The sequence below is a fragment of the Streptomyces sp. NBC_00457 genome (assembly GCF_036014015.1).
GTDB lineage: Bacteria > Actinomycetota > Actinomycetes > Streptomycetales > Streptomycetaceae > Streptomyces.
Window position 1 is genome coordinate 9,508,960 of record NZ_CP107905.1, and the last position, 22,412, is coordinate 9,531,371.

Here is a 22,412-nt window from a genome sequence, read left to right on the forward strand (position 1 = left end):
GCGGTCTCCAACGGGCAACTCCCTTAGGTTAGGCAGACCTTAATCCTAGTGGTCGATAACAGGTCGGCCCAGACAGGGGTCTTTTGGTTAGGTAATGCTTACCTTAGTATCACCGTGGTCCTCCGGCTGAGCCGGTTCCACACTCTGGAGGCGCGGTCACCAGTGTCCGGTTTCGAAGAACGTGTGTCCGGTACCGACGACGAGACAGCCGCCGCATTCTGGCAGCGGCAACTCGATCCCCTCCCGCTGGAGACCCCCCTCCCCGCCGATTTTCCTTACCCCGCCCGGCCCGACGCCGAACGCCGAACCCTGAGCCGCCCGCTGGACGTCACGGCCGACGCCCCGACACTCCTGGCCGCCTATGTCGCCCTGCTGCACCGCTACGGAGGCGGGCACGACATCACCCTCGGCCATGAGGGCCTGCCCCTCCGGATCGCCCTGGACGGTGGCACGCCCTTCGCGGAGCTCGTACGCCGCGTGAGCGAGGCGACCGAGCAGGCCCGGACCCACCGGATCGAACTCACCACGCTGATCGACGGGTTGCGACCGGAGCCCACCCGGGGCGGCGGACTGTTCTTCAACACGGCGTACGGCGGCATGCGCGACGGCTGCCTCGACGTGGCGCTCGACGTCCGAGCGGGCGACGTCCTGGTGACGTACCGGCCGGATCTCTTCGAGGCAGCGACCGCCCGGCGCATGGCGGATCACTACGCCACCCTGCTCTCCGACGGCCTCGCCCGGCCGCACGTCCCCGTCGGCGAACTGGCGCTGCTCGGCGCCGAGGAGACCCACCGCGTCCTGCGGGAGTGGAACGACACCGACCACGACGTCCCGCTGCGCACCTGGCCTCAGATGTTCGCCGAGCAGGTCCGCGTCCGCCCGGACGACATCGCGCTGGTCTTCGAGGACACCGCCCTCACCTACGCCGAACTCGACGAGCGCGCGGCCCGGTTGGCCCACGCCCTGATCGCTCGCGGCGCCGGACCCGAGCGCGTGGTGGCCCTCGCTGTGCCGCGTTCCGCCGAACTCGTCGTCGCCGAAGTCGCCGTCCTGAAGTCCGGTGCCGCCTATCTGCCCGTGGACACCGACTACCCGGCCGACCGCATCGCCTACATGCTGACCGACGCCACCCCGGTCTGCCTGGTCACCACGGCCGAGGTCGCGGCGGACATCCCGCCCTGCGACGGCATGGACGTCGTGGTCCTCGACGCCCCGGAAACCGTTCGGGAGTTGGCCGAGCACTCGGCGCAGGGACCGGACCTCAGCACACTGTCCGTCACCAACTCCGCCTACGTGATCTACACCTCCGGCTCCACCGGCCGCCCCAAGGGCGTGGTGCTCACCCATGCGGGCGTCGCCAAGCTGGTCGCGACGCAGACCGAGCGGTTCGGGATCGGTCCGCACAGCCGGGTGCTGCAGTTCGCCTCGCCCAGCTTCGACGTGGCGTTCTGGGACCTGTGCCTCGGCCTGCTGTCCGGCGGCCGGCTCGTCGTCGTACCGAGCGAGCTGCGGGTGCCAGGCACGCCGCTCGCCGACTACGCCCACGCACACGGCATCACCTTCATGATCCTCCCGCCGGCGCTGCTCGCCGCCATGCCCGAGGACGTCGAACTGCCGCCCGCCACCCTGCTCGCGGGTACCGAACGGGTCTCGCCGGAGCTGGTGGGCCGCTATGCCCGCGGCCGGATGATGTTCAACGCGTACGGCCCCACCGAGGCGACCACCAACTCCACCCTCGGCCTGTGCGACCCCGACATCCCGGCCGGCTCCATCGTGCCCATCGGCATCCCCGACCCGGGCACCCGGGCCTACGTCCTCGACGCCCGCCTGAAGCCCGCCCCGCCCGGCGTCCCCGGCGAGCTGTACCTGGGCGGCGCCGGGCTCGCCCGCGGCTACCTCGGCCGGCCCGACCTGACGGCGGAACGCTTCGTCGCCGACCCGTTCGGGGCGCCCGGCGAACGCCTCTACCGCACCGGCGACCTGGTGCGCTGGAAGGCCGACGGACGCCTGGAGTTCCTCGGCCGCGCCGACTCCCAGGTGAAGATCCGCGGCTTCCGCATCGAACCCGGCGAGATCGAGTCCGTCCTGCGCGCCCATCCGACTGTGGACCAGGCCGCAGTCGTGGTCCGCGAGGACCGCCCCGGCGACCGGCGGCTCGCCGCGTACGTCGTCCCAGCACTGGACGGCGCCACGGCCCCCGACACGACCGAGCAGGTACGGGAGTGGAAGGACCTCCACGAACTCCTGTACGCGGCGGCCGGATCCGAGGGCGACCGCGAGCATGGAATCCGCGAGAACTTCGCGGGCTGGAACAGCATGTACGACGGACTGCCCATCCCCGTCGAGGAGATGCGCGAGTGGCGCGCGGCGACCGTCGCCCGCATCGAGGAGCTAGGTGGCGAAGTCGGCTACGGTTCGACAGCGCCCCAAAGGGGCGCGGGGAACTGCGCGACCAGCCACAATGGCGCCGCGGTCGGACGACGGCCCATCACGGCAGATCCAGCGGCGCGCTCGGCGCCCCGCCGGGTCCTCGAGATCGGCGTCGGCAGTGGCCTGATCCTCAGCCGTATCGCGCCGGGCTGTGCGGAGTACTGGGGCACCGACCTCTCCGAAGAGGCCGTACGTGCCCTGCGGACCCAGGTCGAGGCCGTACCGGAGCTCGCCGACCGGGTCCGCCTGAGCGCGCGGCCCGCCCATGACGTCAGCGGACTGCCCGAGGGCCATTTCGACACCGTCGTCCTCAACTCCGTCGCCCAGTACTTCCCGAGCGCCGACTACCTCACGGATGTCATCCGCGCCGTCGACACGCTGCTCGCACCCGGCGGCACCCTGTTCGTCGGCGACGTGCGCAACGCCCGCCTGCTGCGCTGCCTGCGCACGGCCGTCGAGACCCGGCGCGCGGACGACCCCGAGGACAAGCAGGCCCTGCGGGCGGCCGTGGAGCGGTCGATCAGCTGGGAGGGCGAACTCCTCCTGGACCCCGACTACTTCGCCGCCCTCGACGGCTTCGACGCCGAGATCCAGGTCAAGCGGGGCGCCCACCACAACGAGCTGACGCGGTACCGGTACGACGTGGTGCTGCGCCGACGGGCCCAGGCCCCGGTGCGGGCCGACCTCGACGAGATCCCGTGGAGCGGGCAGGTGGCACTCGAAGCCCGGCTGGCCGAAGGCGGCGCCACCCCGCTCAGGGTCACCGCCGTCCCCAACGCCCGCCTCGCCGAGGACCTGGCCGCGCTGTCCGCCCTCGACGACAGCAGCCGTACCGCCGATGCCCCGGACCCCGAGGTCTTCCACGCGCTCGGCGCCCGGTACGGCTACCGGACCGCCATCACCTGGAACGGCGCGGCCGACGACGGCAGCCTGGACATCGTGTTCGCCCCCGGCGACCTACCGGGCGGCACCCTGTACCGGCCGTCCGGCACCGCCCCGCACGCCAACCGCCCCGCGCCCTTCCGCGAGGTCAACTCCCTGATGCGGGCACTGCGGTCGTACGTCGCGGAGAAACTGCCCGAGTACATGGTCCCCGCGGCCGTCGTCCCCCTCGACCGGCTCCCCGTCACCCCCAGCGGCAAGCTCGACGCCTCCGCGCTCCCGATCCCCGACTACGGCGCCGCCAGCGCGGGCCGTCCGCCACGGGACGCCCGCGAGGAACTCCTGTGCGCGGCCTACGCCGACGTGCTCGGCCTGCGCTCGGCCACCATCGACGACGACTTCTTCGCCCTCGGCGGCGACAGCATCACCGCCATCCAGCTCCTCGTCCACGCCCGCCGGGCCGGGCTGCGGCTCAGCTCCCGCGACGTCTTCCGGCACCGCACGGCCGCCGCACTCGCCGAGGCGGCGGGAGAGGTCGTACAGCAGAACACCGACGACCACGCCCCGCTCGTCCACCTGTCCGCCGACGAACTCGCCGAATTCCAGGGAGAGTTCCCGGTCACCGTCGAGGAACTGCTGCCGCTGGGCCCGCTCCAGCAGGGCTTCTACTTCCACTCGGTCCTCGACGGCGCCGACCGGGACGCGTACGTCGTCCAGCAGGCCCTCGAACTGACGGGACCGGTGGACGGCGAGCAGTTGCGCCGGGCCGCCCAGCGCGTCCTGGACCGGCATGCCCCGCTGCGCGCCTGCTTCCGTCGGCGCGGCGACGGGCAGCCCGTGCAGATCGTCGCCGGAGGGCTGGAGCTGCCCTGGCGCGACGTGGACCTCTCCGCTCAGGCCGCCGACGTCCGCGAACAGCTCGCCGAGGCGGTGGCCGCCGACGAGCGCGCCCGCCGCTTCGACCTCGCCCGCCCGCCCCTGATGCGCTGCGCACTCGTCCGGCTCGACGGGGACCGCAGCCGGCTCCTGCTGACGTTCCATCACATCGTGGCCGACGGCTGGTCGTTGCCGGTGCTGCACCGCGAGCTGATGGCCTGCTACGGGGACACTCCAGCCGAGCTGCCGCAACCGGCGCCGTACCAGGCCTATCTGCGCCGCCTGGCCGCCGCCGACCGGGATGCCGCGCGTGCGGCCTGGCGTACCGCGCTCGCCGGAGTCGAGGAGCCCACCCGGCTGGTCGAGACGCCCGCCGACGGGGCGCCCGTCGAGCCCGCGCAGATCCGCGTCGAGCTCTCCGAGCAGGTGACCGCGCGACTGGCGGCTCGAGCCCGGGAGCACGGGTTGACGCTCGGCACCGTCGTCCAGGGTGCCTGGGGCCTGCTCGTAGGGCGGCTGACCGCCCGGGAGGACGTGGTGTTCGGTACCACGGTCTCCGGCCGCGACGCCGAGGTCGAGGGCATCGAGTCCATGGTCGGCCTGTTCATCAACACCCTGCCGACCCGCTTCCGTTGGGACCCCGCCGACACCCTGGCCGACCTGCTCGCCCGCTTGCAGGACGAGCAGGCCCGGCTGCTGGACCACCAGCATCTCGGACTCGCCGAACTCCAGCGCCTCGCCGGCCTCTCGGGCGCGGGCGACCTCTTCGACACCCTCGTCGTCTTCGAGAACTACCCGCATGCGAACGGCCTCGCCGACCCGAGCGGCACCCTGCGGCTCACCGGCCACGAGTTCCACGACGCCGTCCACTATCCGCTCGCCCTGATCGTCAAGCCCGGCCGCCGACTCGACCTGCGCCTCAAATACCACGCGGGCCGACTCGACTCCGAGGCCGTACGCCGGATCGCGGACCGGCTCTCCCGCATCCTGCACGCCGTGGCCACGGACCCGCGACAGACCGCCGCCGACCTGGAACTCCTGTCGGCCGAGGAGCTCTCCGACGCCGACCTGACGGGCGAGCGGCGTCAGGTCCCCGACACGACACTCGCGGCGGCTTTCGAAGCGCAGGCGGCCCGCACCCCGCAGGCTTTCGCGGTCGCCTACGAGGACGAGACCCTCAGCTACCGCGAACTGGACGCTCGCGCAGGAGAGTTGGCGTGTCGGCTCGCCGCGCGGGGCGCCGGTCCGGGCACGGTCGTCGCCGTCGCCATTCCACGATCGGCCGAGCTGATGGTCGCGCTGCTCGGCGTCCTGAAGTCCGGCGCCGCCTATCTGCCGGTCGACGTGGACTACCCCGCCGACCGCGTGGCCCACATGCTGACCGACTCCGGCGCCACGACGGTCGTCACCGTAACCGGCACCCGGCTCCCGGACGTCCCCGGCCTCGAAGCGCTGCCGCTCGACGGCCCGGCGGGGGATGTGCCCGGTGCCGGCCCGGCTCCGGCGCGATCGGAAGTTCCCGGCTTCGAGGGGCTGCTGGACGGCCCGGCGGCGGATGTACCCGCCGCTCGTCCGGCCCCGGCGCAACCAGAATCCCCGGGCGTCGAAACCCTGCTGCTCGACGCCCCATCCGGGGACGTTCCCGACGTCCGCCCGACCCCGGCGCACCCCGACGACCCGGCCTACCTGATCTACACCTCCGGCTCCACCGGCCGCCCCAAGGGTGTCGTCGTCACTCACCGGGCCATCGTCAACCGGCTCGCGTGGATGCAGGGAGAGTACGAGCTGACCGCCGACGACCGGGTGCTCCAGAAGACCCCGGCCAGCTTCGACGTCAGCGTCTGGGAGTTCTTCTGGGCGCTGTGCGAGGGCGCCACCGTGGTCCTCGCTCGCCCGGACGGACACCGCGACCCGGCCTATCTCGCCGGGCTGATCCGGGAACAGGGCATCACCACGCTGCACTTCGTGCCGTCGATGCTGGAGGCCTTCCTCCAGTCCGAGGAGATCACCGCGGACCCGGTCTGGGCCGCGTCCCTGCGGCGCGTCTTCAGCAGCGGCGAGGCCCTGCCCGGCGCCGCCGCCGCCCGCTGGCGGGAACTGACCGGCGTGCCGCTGCACAACCTGTACGGCCCCACCGAGGCCGCGGTCGACGTGACGTACCACGCGTACGACGGCGCCGCGGACACCACCGTGCCCATCGGCCACCCGGTGTGGAACACGGGCCTGCGGGTCCTCGACTCCTGCCTGCACCCGGTCACCGACGGAGTACCGGGCGAGCTGTACCTGACGGGCGTCCAACTCGCCCGCGGCTACCACGCCAGGCCCGGCCTGACCGCCGAGCGGTTCGTGGCCGATCCGTACGGCGAGCCAGGTACCCGCATGTACCGCACCGGCGACCTCGTGCGCCGCCGCGCCGACGGCGTGATCGAGTACCTGGGCCGCACCGACCGGCAGGTCAAGATCCGCGGCAACCGCATCGAACTCGGCGAGATCGAGGCCGCGTTGGCCCGCCACCCCGCCGTCGCCCAGTCCGCGGTCACCGTCACCGCCGGCGCGCTCGTCGCCTACGTCGTCCCGCCCCGGGATGCCCAGCCGCTGCCCGGCGACCTCCAGGCCGCCCTCTCCGCCGAACTGCCCGCCCCCATGATGCCCGGCGCCTACGTCCTCCTCGACGCCCTCCCGCTCACCCCCAACGGCAAACTCGACCGAGCCGCGCTGCCCGCACCACAGGCCGTACGGGCGGAGGCACGCGGCCCGCGCAACGCGAACGAACGTGTGCTCACCGAGATCTTCGCCGCCGTGCTGAAGCTCGACGAGGTCGGCATCGACGACGACTTCTTCATGCTCGGCGGCGACAGCATCACCTCCATCGGCGTCTCCAGCCGCGCCCGCCGGGCGGGCCTGGACCTGGGACCGCGGGACGTCTTCGAACACCGCACGCCCGCCGCCCTCGCCGCGGCGGCCACACCGGTCACCGCCGCGCGGGAGCTGCGTTCGTCCTTCGCCCTCACCACCGAGGAGACCGAGCGCGTCCACCGGCTCAGCCCCTACCCCGTCGAGGACATCTGGCCGCTGGCCCCGCTCCAGGAAGGCCTGTTCTTCCACTCCACGTACGACGACAGCGTCCTCGACGTCTACACCGTGCACGAGTCCTTCGACCTGGCCACGCCCCTGGACACCGACCGGCTGCGCACCGCCGTACGCGTGCTTCTGGAGCGCAACCCCAGCCTGCGCGCCGGATTCACCAGCGAAGGGCTGCGCCAGCCGGTGCAGTTCATCGTGCGCGATCCCGAGATCCCGCTCGAAGAGATCGACCTGTCCGAGCTGACCGCCGCCGAACAGGACGTACGGCTACGGGAGTTGACGGACGCGGAGCGCACCCGCCGCTTCGACCTGACCCGGCCCCTGCTGTTCCGGATGCTGCTCGTCCGGCTCGGCACCGAGCGCGGCGACCGGCTGATCGTCGGCCGGCACCTCCTGCTGTGGGACGGCTGGTCCGCGTGGCTCTTCCTCGACCAGCTCTTCGCCGTGTACGAGTCCGCAGGCGACGCGAGTGCCCTGCCGGCCCCCGGTTCCTACCGCGACTACCTGACCTGGCTGGAGGCCCAGGACACCGCCGTCGCCACCGACGCCTGGCGGACCGCCCTCGCCGGACTCGACGAACCCACCCTGCTCGCCGCCACCGACCAGGGCCTCGCACCCGACATCCCGGAGAGCCTGGACGCCTCGCTCCCCGATGCGGTGGGCGAGCGGCTGCGCGAGATCGGCCGGCGGCACGGGCTGACCCTCAACACCGTCCTCAACGCCGCCTGGGGCCTGACCCTCGCGAGCGCCACCGGACGTACCGACGTGGTCTTCGGCACCACCGTCGCGGGCCGGCCCAGCGAGGTGCCGGAGATCGAGAACGTCATCGGCATGTTCCTCAACACCGTCCCCGCCCGGATCGCCTACGACCCTTCCGAACCGGTGCTCGGGCTGCTGCGCCGCATCCAGGACGAGCGGCTGGACGTGATGCCGTACGAGTACCTCGGCCTGGGCGTGCTGCAGGCCGAGACCGGGCACCGGCGGCTGTTCGACACGCTCTTCGTACTGCGCAACAGCGACACCGAGGAGCGGCTCGCCGAGCTGAGCGACCGGCACGGCGCCACGGCCGTCGCCAATGTCGACGCCACCCACTATCCCGTCAACCTCGTGGTCACCCCGGGCTGCTCCATCCAGGTCACCCTGACCCACCGGGCCGATGTCGTGGCCCGCCCCCAGGCCCAGACCCTGCTCGACCGCTTCACCCTGCTCCTGGACCGGCTCACCCAGGACCTCGATGCCCCGGTCGGCGGGCTCGACCCCCTACTGCCCGCGGAACACCGGGAGTTGGAGCGCGAGCGAGCCGAAGGCCGGGTGCCCGACCCCGAGGACACCATCGCCGACCTGCTGGCGGACCAGGCCGCGGCCACCCCCGACGCCACGGCCGTCGTCTTCGGCGACCAGATGCTGACGTATGCCGAACTCGACGCCCGCATCAACCGCATGGCCCATCTGCTGCTCGCCCGCGGCGCCGGACCCGAGCGGGTCGTCGCCCTCGGCCTGCCCCGCTCTCTGGAGATGGTCGTCGCGCTGTTCGCGGTCCTGCGCACGGGCGCCGCGTACCTGCCGCTGGAGCTGGACTACCCGGACGACCGGCTCACCGCGATGCTCGACGACGCCCGCCCGGCCATGCTGCTGTCGAACGCCGAGGTGTCCGCCCGCCTGACCCCCTCCGACACTCCGCGGGTCCTGCTGGACGACCCGGCGATCGCCGCCGAACTGGCCGCCTGCCCGGGCGACTTGGCCCGCCGGACCTTCAGCCTGGAACACCCGGCGTACGTCATCTACACCTCCGGCTCGACCGGCCGCCCCAAGGGCGTCGTCACGCCCTACCGCGGGCTGACCAACATGCAGCTCAACCACCAGCGGGAGATCTTCGAACCGGCCATCGCCTCGGCGGGCGGACGGCGGCTGCGTATCGCCCACACCGTGTCGTTCGCCTTCGACATGTCGTGGGAGGAACTGCTCTGGCTGGTCGAGGGACATGAGGTGCACATCTGCGACGAGGAGCTGCGGCGCGACGCCGAGGCCCTGGTCGCGTACTGCGAGACGCATCGGGTCGACGTCGTGAACGTCACCCCGACCTACGCCCATCTCCTCATCGAGCAGGGCCTGTTGGAGGGACACCGCCCGCCGCTCGTGCTGCTCGGCGGCGAGGCCGTCTCGGAGACCGTGTGGAACCGGCTCCGCGACACGGAGGGAACGTACGGCTACAACCTCTACGGGCCCACCGAGTACACCATCAACACGCTCGGCGGCGGCACCCTCGACAGCGCCACCCCCACCGTCGGCCGACCGATCCGCGGCACCCGCGCCCACATCCTGGACGCCTGGCTGCGCCCGGTGCCCGAAGGAGTGCCCGGCGAGCTGTACATCGCCGGTATCGGCCTGGCCCGCGGCTATCTCGACCGGCCCGCGCTGACCGCGGAGCGGTTCGTCGCCGACCCGTTCGGCGCACCCGGCGAGCGCATGTACCGCACCGGAGACCTGGTTCGTCGCCGCCCTGACGGCAACCTCGACTTCCTCGGCCGCACCGACGACCAGGTCAAGATCCGCGGCTACCGCGTCGAGCTCGGCGAGATCGAGACCGCGCTGGCCCGGCACCCGCATGTCGCCCACGCCGCCGTGCTCGTCCGCGACGACCGGCTCGTCGGTTATGTCGTCCCCGCCCGGCTCACCGGCGACGACCGGGACGCCGCCGAGCGCGACCAGGTCGGTGAGTGGCAGGAGATCTACTCCGACGAGTACGAGGAGATCAGCACCGCCGTCTTCACCGAGGACTACGCAGGCTGGGACTCCTCGTACGACGGCCGGCCCATCCCCTTCGAGGAGATGCACGAGTGGCGTGAGGCCACCGTCGCGCGGATCCGCTCCCTGCGGCCCCGCCGGATCCTGGAGATCGGCGTCGGCTCCGGCCTGCTCCTGTCCAGGCTGGCCCCCGAGGCGGCGGCCTACTGGGCCACCGACTTCGCCGCCCCCGTCATCCGCAAGATCGGCGAAGAGCTGCGCCAGGACCCGGAACTGGCCGCCAAGGTCACCCTCCGCGCCCAGCCCGCCGACGACTTCAGCGGCCTGCCCGACGACGGCTACTTCGACACCATCGTCATCAACTCCGTCATCCAGTACTTCCCGAGCGTCGACTACCTGACCTCGGTGATCCAGGGCGCCATGCGCCTCCTGGCCCCCGGCGGCGCCCTGTTCGTCGGTGACGTCCGCAACCTGCGGCTCGCCCGCACCTTCCAGACGGAGATCCAGCGGGCCAAGGGGGTCCCCGAGGACGGCCTGGAACGGGCCGTCGAGCGCGGCCTGCGCCTGGAGAAGGAACTCCTCGTCGACCCCGACTACTTCAGCACTCTCGGCCACGGCGTCGACCTGCGCACCAAGCGCGCCCACCACCACAACGAACTCACCCGCCACCGCTACGACGCCGTCCTGTACGCCGGTGACCCGGACCTGCGGCTGCACGACATCCCGTCGGTCGAGTACAGCGCCGTCCTCGACCTGGCCGACCTGGCCCGCACGACCGAACCCCTGCGCCTCACCGGCATCCCCGACGCCCGCGTGGGAGCAGCGGGGGGAGTGGACCCGGAGACGCTGCACGACCTCGGCGCATGCGTCCTGACCACCTGGTCCCGCGAACCCGGCACCTACGACGCCGTGTTCCTGCCCCACGCCGAAGGGGCACCTGGCATCACCGCCGGGCTGTACCGGCCGGGCGGCGGGACCGCCCCGTACGCCAACGAGCCGACCGCCGCGCGCGGCGCCAACAGCCTGATCCGTCGGCTGCGCGACGACCTCAAGCAGCAACTGCCCGACTACATGGTCCCGGCCGCGTTCGTCACCCTCGACCGGCTGCCCATGAACGACAACGGCAAGCTGGACGTACGTGCCCTGCCGGACGCCGAACCGGCCGTGGCGCTCGGCACCGGCCGCGGACCGCGCACCCCGCAGGAGGAGGTGCTCTGCCGGCTCTTCGCCGAGGTGCTCGGCCTGCCCGAAGTCGGCGCCGAGGACGGCTTCTTCGACCTGGGCGGCCACTCCCTGCTGGCCACCCGGCTGATCAGCCGGGCCCGCACCGAGCTGGGCGCCGAACTGGCCATCCGCGACCTCTTTGAGGCACCCACCGCCGAACTGCTCGCGCTCCGCGCGGACGGCGGACGCCCCGCCCGCCCGGCCGTCGCCCCGGCGGCCCGCCCCGAGCGCATCCCGCTGTCCGCCGCCCAGCGCAGGCTGTGGCTCGTCGAGCGGATCACCGGCAGCGGCGTCGCCTACAACTTCCCCTTGGTCTTCCGGCTCCACGGCGACCTCGACCTCGACGCTCTCCGAGCCGCCGTACGGGACGTGGCGGGCCGCCACGAGGCCCTGCGCACAGTGCTCCCCGAGCACGCGGGCGAGCCGTACCAGCTGATCGTCCCGGCGGCCGACGCCGAACCGGCGTTCTCCGTGGCCGACTGCACCGAGGCGGAACTGCCCGCCCTGATCGAGACGGCCCAGCGCCGCCCCTTCGACCTCGGCCGGGAACTGCCCCTGCGCTGCGAGGTGTTGAGGCTCGGCCCAGCCGACCACGTGGTGGCCGTCGTCCTCCACCACATCACCACCGACGAGTGGTCCGACCGCCCGTTCCTCGCCGACCTCACCACCGCGTACCAGGCACGGAGGCGGGGCCAGGCACCGTCATGGGAGCCGCTGCCGGTCCAGTACGCCGACTACACCCTGTGGCAGCGGGACCTGCTGGGCCGGATCGGTGAGACCCAACTCGCCCACTGGACCGACACCCTGCGTGGCCTGCCCGAAGAACTGCATCTGCCGCTCGACCGCCCCCGCCCGGACGAGCCCACCGGGCGCGGCGGCAAGGTCCGGCTGGAGCTGCCCGCCGACATGGACCTGGCGCTGCGCGAACTGTGCGCCACGACCGGCACCAGCATGTTCATGCTCTTCCAGGCCGTCACCGCCGCCCTACTGCACCGTCTCGGCGCGGGCGACGACATCCCCCTCGGAGCGCCGATCGCGGGCCGCACGGACGATGCGCTGAACGACCTCGTCGGGTTCTTCGTCAACACGCTCGTGCTGCGCACGGACCTGTCCGGCGAGCCGACCTTCCGTCAACTCATCAGTCGCGTACGGGAGTCGGCACTGGAGGCGTTCGAGTACCAGGATCTCCCCTTCGACCAGGTCGTGGAGGCCGTGAACCCGCCCCGGACGGCCGGGCGCAACCCGCTCTTCCAGGTCATGCTCGGCTACCACTACCGCCCCGACGGCGACCCCGACGTGCTCGGCATGCCGACCGACTGGTTCGACATGGACACCGGCATGGCCAAGTTCGACCTCCACTTCACCTTCGTCGACGAGTCGGACCGCCTGACGCTGCTGCTGGAGTACGCGGCCGACCTGTGCGACGAGGGGACAGCCGAGCTGCTGGCGGGGCGTCTGGTGCGGTTGCTGGAGCAGGTGGCGGCCGATCCGGATGTGCCGGTGCGGGATGTGGAGGTGCTGGGGGAGTCGGAGCGGCGGTCGGTCGTCGAGGTGTGGAACGACACGGCGCACGAGGTGGAGGTGAGCAGCCTTCCGGAGTTGTTCCGGGCTCAGGTGGCTCGTACGCCGGATGCGGTGGCGCTCGTCTTCGGTGAGCAGCGGCTGACGTATGCGGAGTTGGATGCGCGGGTCGAGCGCACTGCTCGTGTGCTGGCGGGGATGGGGGCGGGGCCGGAGCGCACGGTGGCGGTCGCGTTGCCGCGCTCGGTCGAGCTGGTCGTCGCGTTGCTGGCTGTGCAGCGTGCGGGGGCCGCCTATCTGCCGCTGGATGCGGATTATCCGGAGGAGCGGCTGGAGTTCATGCTGGCGGATGCCCGTCCGGTGTGTGTGGTGCGGGAGGAGTTGCCGGAGGAAGGGCCGGGGGGTGAACTGCCCTCTGCCTACGATCCGTTGAGTCCGGCGTATGTGATCTACACGTCGGGTTCGACCGGTCGTCCCAAGGGCGTTGTGGTCCCGCATGCGGGCATCGTGAACCGTCTGCTGTGGATGCAGGGCGAGTACGGGCTGACCGGCGACGACCGGGTGTTGCAGAAGACCCCGTCCAGCTTCGACGTGTCGGTGTGGGAGTTCTTCTGGCCTCTGATCACCGGTGCCACGCTGGTGGTCGCCAAGCCCGACGGGCACAAGGACCCGGCCTACCTGGCCGAGGTGATTCAGGAACAGGGCATCACGACCGTGCACTTCGTGCCCTCGATGCTCCAGATGTTCCTGGAGGAACCCACTGCCGTGGCGTGCACCGGGCTGCGCCGGGTGCTGTGCAGCGGGGAGGCGCTGCCGGCGGCGGTCGTGGAGCGTTTCCGTGCTCTGCTGCCGGCTGAGCTGCACAATCTGTACGGGCCGACGGAGGCGTCCGTCGATGTCACCGCCGCCGAGGTGACGGACCGTGTGTCGATCGGCCGTCCGGTGTGGAACACCCGGGTCTACGTCCTCGACTCGGCCCTGCGTCCCGTTCCGCCCGGTGTGGCGGGTGAACTGTACCTGGCAGGCGTCCAGTTGGCGCGCGGCTATCTGGACCGGCCGGGGCTGACCGCCGAGCGGTTCACGGCGGATCCGTTCGGTGTACCGGGCTCCCGCATGTACCGCACAGGGGACCTGGCCCGCTGGACTTCCGACGGCACGCTCGAATACCTCGGCCGCACCGACGACCAGGTCAAGATCCGCGGCTTCCGTATCGAACTCGGTGAGATCGCCGACGTGTTGATGCGGCACGACAGCCTCGCCCACGCCGCCGTCGTCGCGCACGACCAACGGCTCGTGGCGTACGTCGTACCCGCCGCCGGACACACCCCCGACAGCGGTGAACTGCGTCGGCACACGGCCGCCGCGCTGCCCGATCACATGGTCCCCGCGGCCTTCGTCACCCTGGACGCGCTGCCGCTCACCCCGAACGGCAAGCTCGACCGCAGGGCCCTGCCCGCCCCCGACTTCACGACCGGAACGAGCGACGCCCGGCCGCGCACCCCGCACGAGGAGATCCTCTGCGGGCTGTTCGCGGACGTGCTGGGCCTCGAACGGGTCGGTATCGACGACGACTTCTTCATGCTCGGTGGCCACTCACTCCTCGCCATGAGGCTGGTCAGCCGGGTCCGCACGGCGCTGGGCGTCGAACTGACGGTCCGCACGGTCTTCGAGGCACCCACACCGGCCCTGCTCGGCGAGCGCGTGGCGGGTTCCGCGGGGCGAGGCATGGCACGACCGGCACTCGCTCAGCTCGACCGGCCGGAGCCGCTGCCCCTGTCCTTCGCCCAGCAACGGCTCTGGCTGCTGCACCGGATCGAGGGCCCCGGCGCCACGTACAACATCCCGGCGGCCTGGCGGCTGACCGGCGATCTGGACCGCGATGCCCTCGCCGCCGCCGTCCAGGATCTCGCCGTCCGCCACGAGAGCCTGCGCACGGTCTTCCCGGAACACGAGGGAGTCGCCCACCAACTCGTCCTGGACGGTCCCGAGGTCGCGGTGCCGGTGCACCACGAGCAGGTGTCCGAGGCAGACCTTCCCGACCGACTGGCCGAGGCGGCCGGGCGCGGCTTCGAGATCGACCGCGAACTCCCGTTGCGCGTCCACGTTTTCGAGCTGATGCGGCAGGAGTACGTCCTGCTCCTGGTCCTGCACCACATCGCCGGCGACGAGTGGTCGGACGGCCCGCTGTGGCGGGACCTCGCCACCGCCTACCGAGCCCGCAGCGAGGGCCGCGAGCCGGAGTGGGCGCCGCTGCCGGTGCAGTACGCCGACTACACCCTGTGGCACCACCGGCTGCTCGGCGACGACACCGACCCCGGCAGCCTCCAGGCAGGCCAAATCGCCTACTGGAAGGACGCGTTGGCCGGGCTTCCCGACGAGCTGGCGCTCCCGACCGACCGGCCGCGCCCACAAGAGGGCAGCCACGAGGGCGGAGCCGTCGGACTGAGCCTCGACGGTGAGCTGGCGCGGGCCCTGCGCGGCCTCGCGCACCGGCGTGGCGTCAGCATGTTCATGCTCTTCCAGGCGGCCACCGCCGCTCTGCTGCACCGTCTCGGCGCGGGCGACGACATCCCCCTCGGCGCACCCATCTCGGGCCGCGCCGACGAACGCCTGGAAGACCTGGTCGGCTTCTTCGTCAACTCGCTGGTCCTGCGCACCGACCTCTCCGGCACCCCCACCTTCGCCGACCTGCTCGACCGGGTACGCGACACCGACCTGGCCGCCTATGAACACCAGGACCTGCCGTTCGAGCGGCTCGTGGAGGCCATCAACCCGGCCCGCTCACTCGCCAGGCACCCGCTCTTCCAAGTCATGGTCGTCTACCTCGGCGACCCCGGCAGCACTCCCGACTTCCCGGGCCTGTCCGCACACCGCGAACCGCTCCGGCAGGAGAGCGCCAAGTTCGACCTGAGCTTCGACTTCATCGAGCAGCCGGACGGGTCCGGTATCCAGGGCTGGATCGAGTACAGCTCCGACCTCTTTGACCACGGAACCGTCGAGCTGCTGGCGGGGCGTCTGGTGCGGTTGCTGGAGCAGGTGGCGGCCGATCCGGATGTGCCGGTGCGGGATCTGGAGGTGTTGGGGGAGTCGGAGCGGCGGTCGGTCGTGGAGGTGTGGAACGACACCGAGCAGGAGATCCACGCGACCAGCCTGCCCGAGCTGTTCCGGGCTCAGGTGGCCCGCACGCCGGATGCGGTGGCTCTTGTCTTCGGCGACCAGCGGCTGACGTATGCGGAGTTGGACGCGCGGGTCGAGCGCACCGCTCGTGTGCTGGCCGGGATGGGCGCCGGTCCCGAACGGACCGTTGCCGTGGCCCTGCCCCGTTCGGTCGAGCTGGTCGTCGCCCTGCTGGCGACGCATCGCGCCGGAGCGGCCTATCTTCCGCTGGACGTCGAATATCCGCAGGAGCGGCTGGAGTTCATGCTGGCGGATGCCCGTCCGGTGTGTGTGGTCCGGGACGGGTTGCCGGAGGGTCCTGGCGGTGAACTGCCCTCTGCCTACGATCCGTTGAGTCCCGCGTACGTCATCTACACCTCGGGTTCGACCGGCCGTCCCAAGGGTGTCGTCGTCCCGCATGCGGGGATCGTGAATCGTCTGTTGTGGATGCAGGGCGAGTACGGGCTGACCGGTGACGACCGGGTGTTGCAGAAGACCCCGTCCAGCTTCGACGTCTCGGTGTGGGAGTTCTTCTGGCCTCTGATCACCGGTGCCACGCTGGTGGTCGCCAAGCCCGACGGGCACAAGGACCCGGCCTACCTGGCCGAGGTGATTCAGGAACAGGGCATCACCACCGCCCACTTCGTGCCCTCGATGCTCCGCGCCTTCCTGGACGAGCCCACCACCGCCGACTGCACCACCCTCCACCGCGTCCTGTGCAGCGGCGAGGCGCTCGCCCCCGACCTCGCCGCCCGCTTCCACACCACCCTGCCGCCCACCGAGCTCCACAACCTGTACGGCCCGACGGAGGCGTCCGTCGACGTCACCGCCATCGAAGTGACCGATCGCGTCTCCATCGGCCGCCCGGTGTGGAACACTCGCGTGTACGTCCTCGATGCGGCCCTGCGTCCCGTTCCGCCCGGCGTGGCGGGCGAACTGTATCTGGCGGGCGTCCAGTTGGCGCGCGGGTATCTGGACCGGCCTGGCCTGACCGCGGACCGTTTTGTCGCCGACCCGTACGGCGAACCCGGCTCGCGCATGTACCGCACGGGCGACCTGGCCCGCTGGACCCCCGACGGCACGCTCGAATACCTCGGCCGCACTGACGACCAGGTCAAGATCCGCGGCTTCCGCATCGAACTCGGCGAGATCGAGTCCGCCCTCGCCCGCCACGACACCGTCGCCCACGTCAGTGTGGTCGCCCGCGAGCAACAACTGGTCGCGTACGTCGTCCCGGCCCCGGGCCGTACGCCGGATTCGGCCGCGCTGCGGGCGCACGTCGCCGCCGCGCTGCCCGATCACATGGTCCCCGCGGCCTTCGTCACCCTGGACGCGCTGCCGCTCACCCCGAACGGCAAGCTCGACCGCAGGGCCCTGCCCGCCCCCGACTTCGAGGCCGAGACCACCGACACCCTTCCTCGCACGCCGCGCGAGGAACTCCTGTGCGGTCTCTTCGCTGACGTGCTGAATCTCCGCCGCGTCGGAGTGGACGACGACTTCTTCACGCTGGGCGGAGACAGCATCGTCGCCATGCAGCTGGTCGCACGCGCGCGGGCGGCCGGGCTGGTGGTCAGCCCGCGGGACGTCTTCCGCCACAAGACCGCCGCCGGGCTGGCCGCCGCGGCCCGTGAGCTCGACGGTGACGGCGAGGCAGCGTCGTCGGACGCCTCGCTGCTCGAGCTCAGCGACGAGGAGCGGGCCGAGGTCGCCGGGTTCGATGCGGCGGAGGTGCTGCCCCTGTCGCCGCTCCAGGCGGGGCTGCTGTTCCACGCCGCGTTCGACTCCGGGGACGCGGGGCCGGACGTCTACACCGTGCAGGTGGCGTACGACATCGACGGTCCGCTGGACGCCGTACGGCTGCGGAGGGCCGGGCAGGCGCTGCTGGACCGGCACGGCAACCTCCGGGCCGGCTTCCGGTACCTGTCCTCGGGGCGCCCGGTCTCGGTCGTACCGCATACGGCCGTACTGCCGTGGCGGTGCGTGGATCTGAGCGAGCTGGACGCCGCGGCCCGTGAGGAGCGGTGGACCTCCTTGCTGGCGCAGGAGCGGCGCCGGTTCGAGCCCGCGGAGCCGCCGCTGTTGCGGCTGATGCTGGTCGAGGTCGGACCCGAGCGGTACCGGCTCGTGCTGTCGCACCAGCACCTGCTGCTCGACGGGTGGTCGGTGCCACGGCTGTCGGGCGAGCTGTCCCAGCTGTACGCGGGAGTCGAACTCCCGGCCCCGGTGCCGTACAAGGACTATCTGGCCTGGCTCGGCCGCCAGGATGCCGGTACCTCCTCGGCGGCCTGGGCGGAGGCGCTCGACGGGCTGGCGGAGCCGACGCATCTGGTGCCCGCCGACCCGGGTCGGGTCCCGGCCGTGCCCGAGACGCTCACCACGCTGCTGACGCCGGAGGCGACCGACGCGCTGACCGCGTTCGCCCGTTCGCGCGGCCTGACCGTCAACACGCTGGTCCAGGGCGCCTGGAGCATCGTCCTGTCCCGGCTCACCGGGCGCGACGACGTGGTCTTCGGAGCGACCGTCTCCGGGCGGCCACCGGAGCTGAGCGGTGTGGAGTCGATGATCGGGCTGTTCATCAACACCGTTCCCGTACGGGTCCGGATCGACGAGCGCGAGACGCTGGCGGCGTTCCTGGACCGGCTCCAGGACGAGCAGTCGAGGCTCATCGCCCATCAGCACCTCGGGCTCGCCGACATCCAACGGGGCGCCGGGCTGGGGGAGTTGTTCGACACGCTCGTGGTCTTCGAGTCGTACCCCGACGGGGGCGGAGCCCGACTCGGAGCCGAGGAGGGGCTGCGGACCGAGGTCCGCGACCACCGGGACTCGACGCACTATCCCTTCGCCTGGGCCGTCGAGCCCGCACAGCGGCTGCGACTGACCGCCGAGTACCGCACCGACCTGTTCGACACCGCGACCGCCGAACGGCTCTCCGCGGCGATGGTCCGGCTGCTCGACGCGATGACCGCCGATGCCGATCAGGCGGTGGGCCGCGTCGACATCCTCACCCCCGAGGAGCGGCACACCCTCCTGGAGACCTGGAACGACACCGCCCTCCCGGTCGTCGCCCCGACCACCGTGCCCGGGCTCTTCGAGGCCCAGGCCGCGGCCACCCCGGACGCCGTCGCCGTGGTCGCGGGCCCCGTGACGCTGACCTTCGCCGAACTCAACGACCACGCGAACCGGTTGGCCCGGCTGCTGGCCGAGTACGGCGCCGGACCCGAGCAGATCGTCGCCCTGGCGCTTCCCCGCACCGCGGACTTCATCGTCGCGATGCTCGCCGTGCTCAAGTCGGGTGCGGCCTATCTGCCGATCGACGCGGACCTGCCCGCCGAGCGCGTCCTCGCCATGCTGGACGACGCCGGGGCCCGGCTCGTCCTCACCACCAAGGCACTCGCCGCGGGGCTGCCGGACAGCGACGGGGTGGCCCGGCTGGCGCTCGACGCGGAGGAGACCGTCGTACGACTGGCCGCGCACTCCGGCTGCAGCAACCCGGTCGGCCCCGACCCGGGCCACCCGGCCTACGTCATCTACACCTCGGGCTCCACCGGCCGCCCCAAGGGCGTCGTGGTCTGCCACCGCAGCGTGGTCAACCTCTTCCACAGCCACCGCCGCACCCTGCACGACCTCGCCAAGGCGGGCACCGGGCGGCGGCATCTGCGCGTCGGGCACTTCTGGTCGTTCTCCTTCGACGCCTCCTGGCAGCCGCAGCTGTGGCTGCTGGACGGGCACGCGCTGCACATCCTCGACGACGAGACGCGGCGCGACCCCGAACTGACCGCCGCGGCCATCCGCGCCCAGGGCATCGACTTCATCGAGGTGACGCCGTCGTTCCTGGCCCAGATGGCGGAGTACGGGCTGATCAAGGACGGTGAGTGCCCGCTCGCGGTGGTGGGCGTGGGCGGGGAGGCCGTGCCGGACGCGCTGTGGAGCGAACTGGCCGCGCTGCCCGGCACGGAGGCCTTCAACCTCTACGGGCCGACGGAGGCGACCGTAGACGCGCTCGCCGCCCGGATCGGGGAGAGCGAGCGGCCGGTGGTGGGGCGCCCGGTCGGCAACACGCGGGCGTATGTGCTCGACGGCCGGCTGCGGCCCGTGCCGCCGGGCGTCACCGGCGAGCTGTACCTCGCGGGGGCGGGCCTGGCGCGCGGCTATCTCGGGCGTCCCGGGCTGACCGCCGAGCGGTTCACGGCGGACCCGTTCGGCGCACCCGGCTCCCGTATGTACCGCACGGGCGACCTGGCCCGCTGGACGGCCGAGGGCACGCTCGAATACCTGGGCCGCGCCGACGACCAAGTCAAGATCCGCGGCTTCCGCATCGAACTCGCGGAGATCGAGGCCGTGTTGGACCGGCACGACGCGGTCGGCCAGGTCGTGGTCGTCGCCCGCGAGGACCGGCCGCGGACGAAGCAGCTGGTCGCGTACGTCGTCCCGGCCGGCGGTGTGCCGAGCCCCGACCCCGCCGAACTGCGGGACCACGCCGCTGCGACGCTGCCCGACTACATGGTCCCGGCCGCCGTCGTGGTCCTCGACGAACTGCCGCTGCTGTCCAACGGCAAGCTCGACCGCAGGGCGCTCCCGGCCCCCGAGTTCACGCTCGCGACCGGCGGCCGGGAGCCCGCGAACGACGTCGAGCGCGCCCTCTGCGCCCGCTTCGCCGAGGTGCTGGGCCTGCCAGGGGTTGGAGCTGACGACGACTTCTTCGCCCTCGGCGGGGACAGCATCGTCGCCATGCAGCTGGTCAGCCGGGTCCGCGCGGCCGGCCTGCGGATCACTCCACGGCAGGTCTTCCAGCACCGCACGGTCGGCGCGCTGGCCGCCGTGGCCGTGGAACTGGACGCCGCGCAGCTCACGCGGCCCGCCCACGACGACGGCTCCGGCACCGTGCCGCTGACGCCGATCATGCACGCGCTGCGGGAGCTGGGCGGTCCGATCGCCGGATACCACCAGGCCGCGTTCGTGCAGACCCCCGCCGCCCTGGACGAGGCCGGACTGCACGCCGTGCTCCAGGCCGTCACCGACCGGCACGACCTGCTGCGGGCCCGGCTGGAGCGGACCGGACGGTGGTCGCTGCACGTGCCGCCGCCGGGCAGCATGCCCGCAACGTCCTGGATGGTCCGCGCCGAGGTCCGGGGCGCGGACGAGGCGATGCTCCGGGAAACGGTCGCCGAACACGCCCGTGCCGCGCAGAGCCGCCTGGACCCGGATGCCGGGCGGATGATCCAGGGCGTCTGGTTCGACGCGGGTCCTCACACGCCCGGACGGCTACTGCTGCTGATCCACCACCTGGTCGTGGACGGCGTGTCCTGGCGCGTGCTGCTGCCCGACCTCGCCGCCGCCTGGCGCGACGTCAGCGAGGGCAGGACGCCCGCGCTCGCACCGGTCGACCTGTCGTTCCGGCGCTGGTCCGAACTGCTCGCCGCACGTGCCGTCGACCCCGCCCGCGAGGACGAACTACCGCTGTGGGCAAGGGTGTTGACCGACGAGGAACCCCTCCCGCTGCTGCGGCCCCTCGACCCGGAACGCGATGTCACCGCCGCCTCCCGGCACCTGTCCCTCACCCTGCCGGCGGACCGTACGGCACCCCTGCTCAGCCGCGTGCCCGCCGCCTTCGGGGCGAGCGTCAACGACGTCCTGCTGACCGCCCTCGCCCTCGCCGTCGCCCACTGGCGGGGGGCGGCGTCCGGCGGTGCGGTCCTCGTGGACCTCGAAGGGCACGGACGGGAGGAGGAGCTGGCGGGCGAGGCCGATCTCTCGCGCACCGTGGGCTGGTTCACCACCGTCGTGCCGGTCCGCCTTGACACCGGCACGCTGGACCTCGCCGACGCGCTCGCCGGGGGACCCGCTCTCGACACGGCCCTGGCGCGTGTCCGCGAGCACCTGGCCGCCGCGCCGACGGGCGGCATCGGCCACGGCCTGCTCCGGCACCTCAACCCCGAGACCGGACCGGTGCTGGCCGAACTCGCGCGTCCGCAGATCGAGTTCAACTACATGGGGCGCTTCGGCGTCCCTGAGGCCACGGACTGGTCGTACGCCCCCGAGGCCGACGCGGCGGACCTGGAGGCCGACCCCGGCATGCCGCTGTCCCACGCCCTGACCGTCAACGCCCTCACCGAGGACCTGCCGGACGGCCCCGAACTGACCGCCCACTGGACCTACGCACCCGGAGTACTGCCCGAGGAGGCCGTACGGGACCTGGCCGAGGGCTGGTTCCGGGCCCTGGGCGCGCTGGTGGACCGGGCTGCCGAAGAGCCGAAGGCAACGCACCCCCAACGAAAGGAACCGGCATGACCAACCCCTTCGAGAACCCCGACGGCGTCTACTCCGTGCTCGTCAACGACGAGGGCCAGCACAGCCTGTGGCCCGACTTCGTCGACGTACCGGCCGGCTGGAGCGTCGTCCACGGTCCGGCACCTCGGCAGGAGTGCCTGGACCACATCGAGGCCAACTGGACCGACATGCGCCCCAAGAGCCTGGTGCGGCGCATGGACGGCTGA

The 22,412-nt window shown here is 72.2% G+C and carries 2 protein-coding genes; both read left to right on the forward strand.

Annotated features, from left to right (window positions below):
* The first annotated feature begins 183 nt into the window (after nt 1–183).
* Nucleotides 184–22,206: a non-ribosomal peptide synthase/polyketide synthase gene (locus OG828_RS43460; RefSeq protein ID WP_328504275.1), complete on the forward strand. Its 22,023-nt coding sequence runs from the start codon at nt 184–186 to the stop codon at nt 22,204–22,206.
* Entirely contained in the window at nt 22,203–22,412 is a 210-nt protein-coding gene (locus OG828_RS43465) for an MbtH family protein (protein WP_210571459.1), read from the forward strand. Before OG828_RS43460 ends, OG828_RS43465 begins: the two co-directional genes overlap by 4 nt.

What these genes read in the sequence shown, in the direction of transcription:
- OG828_RS43465 (WP_210571459.1), top strand. Translation starts at nt 22,203, where the DNA reads ATGACCAACCCCTTCGAGAACCCCGACGGCGTCTACTCCGTGCTCGTC.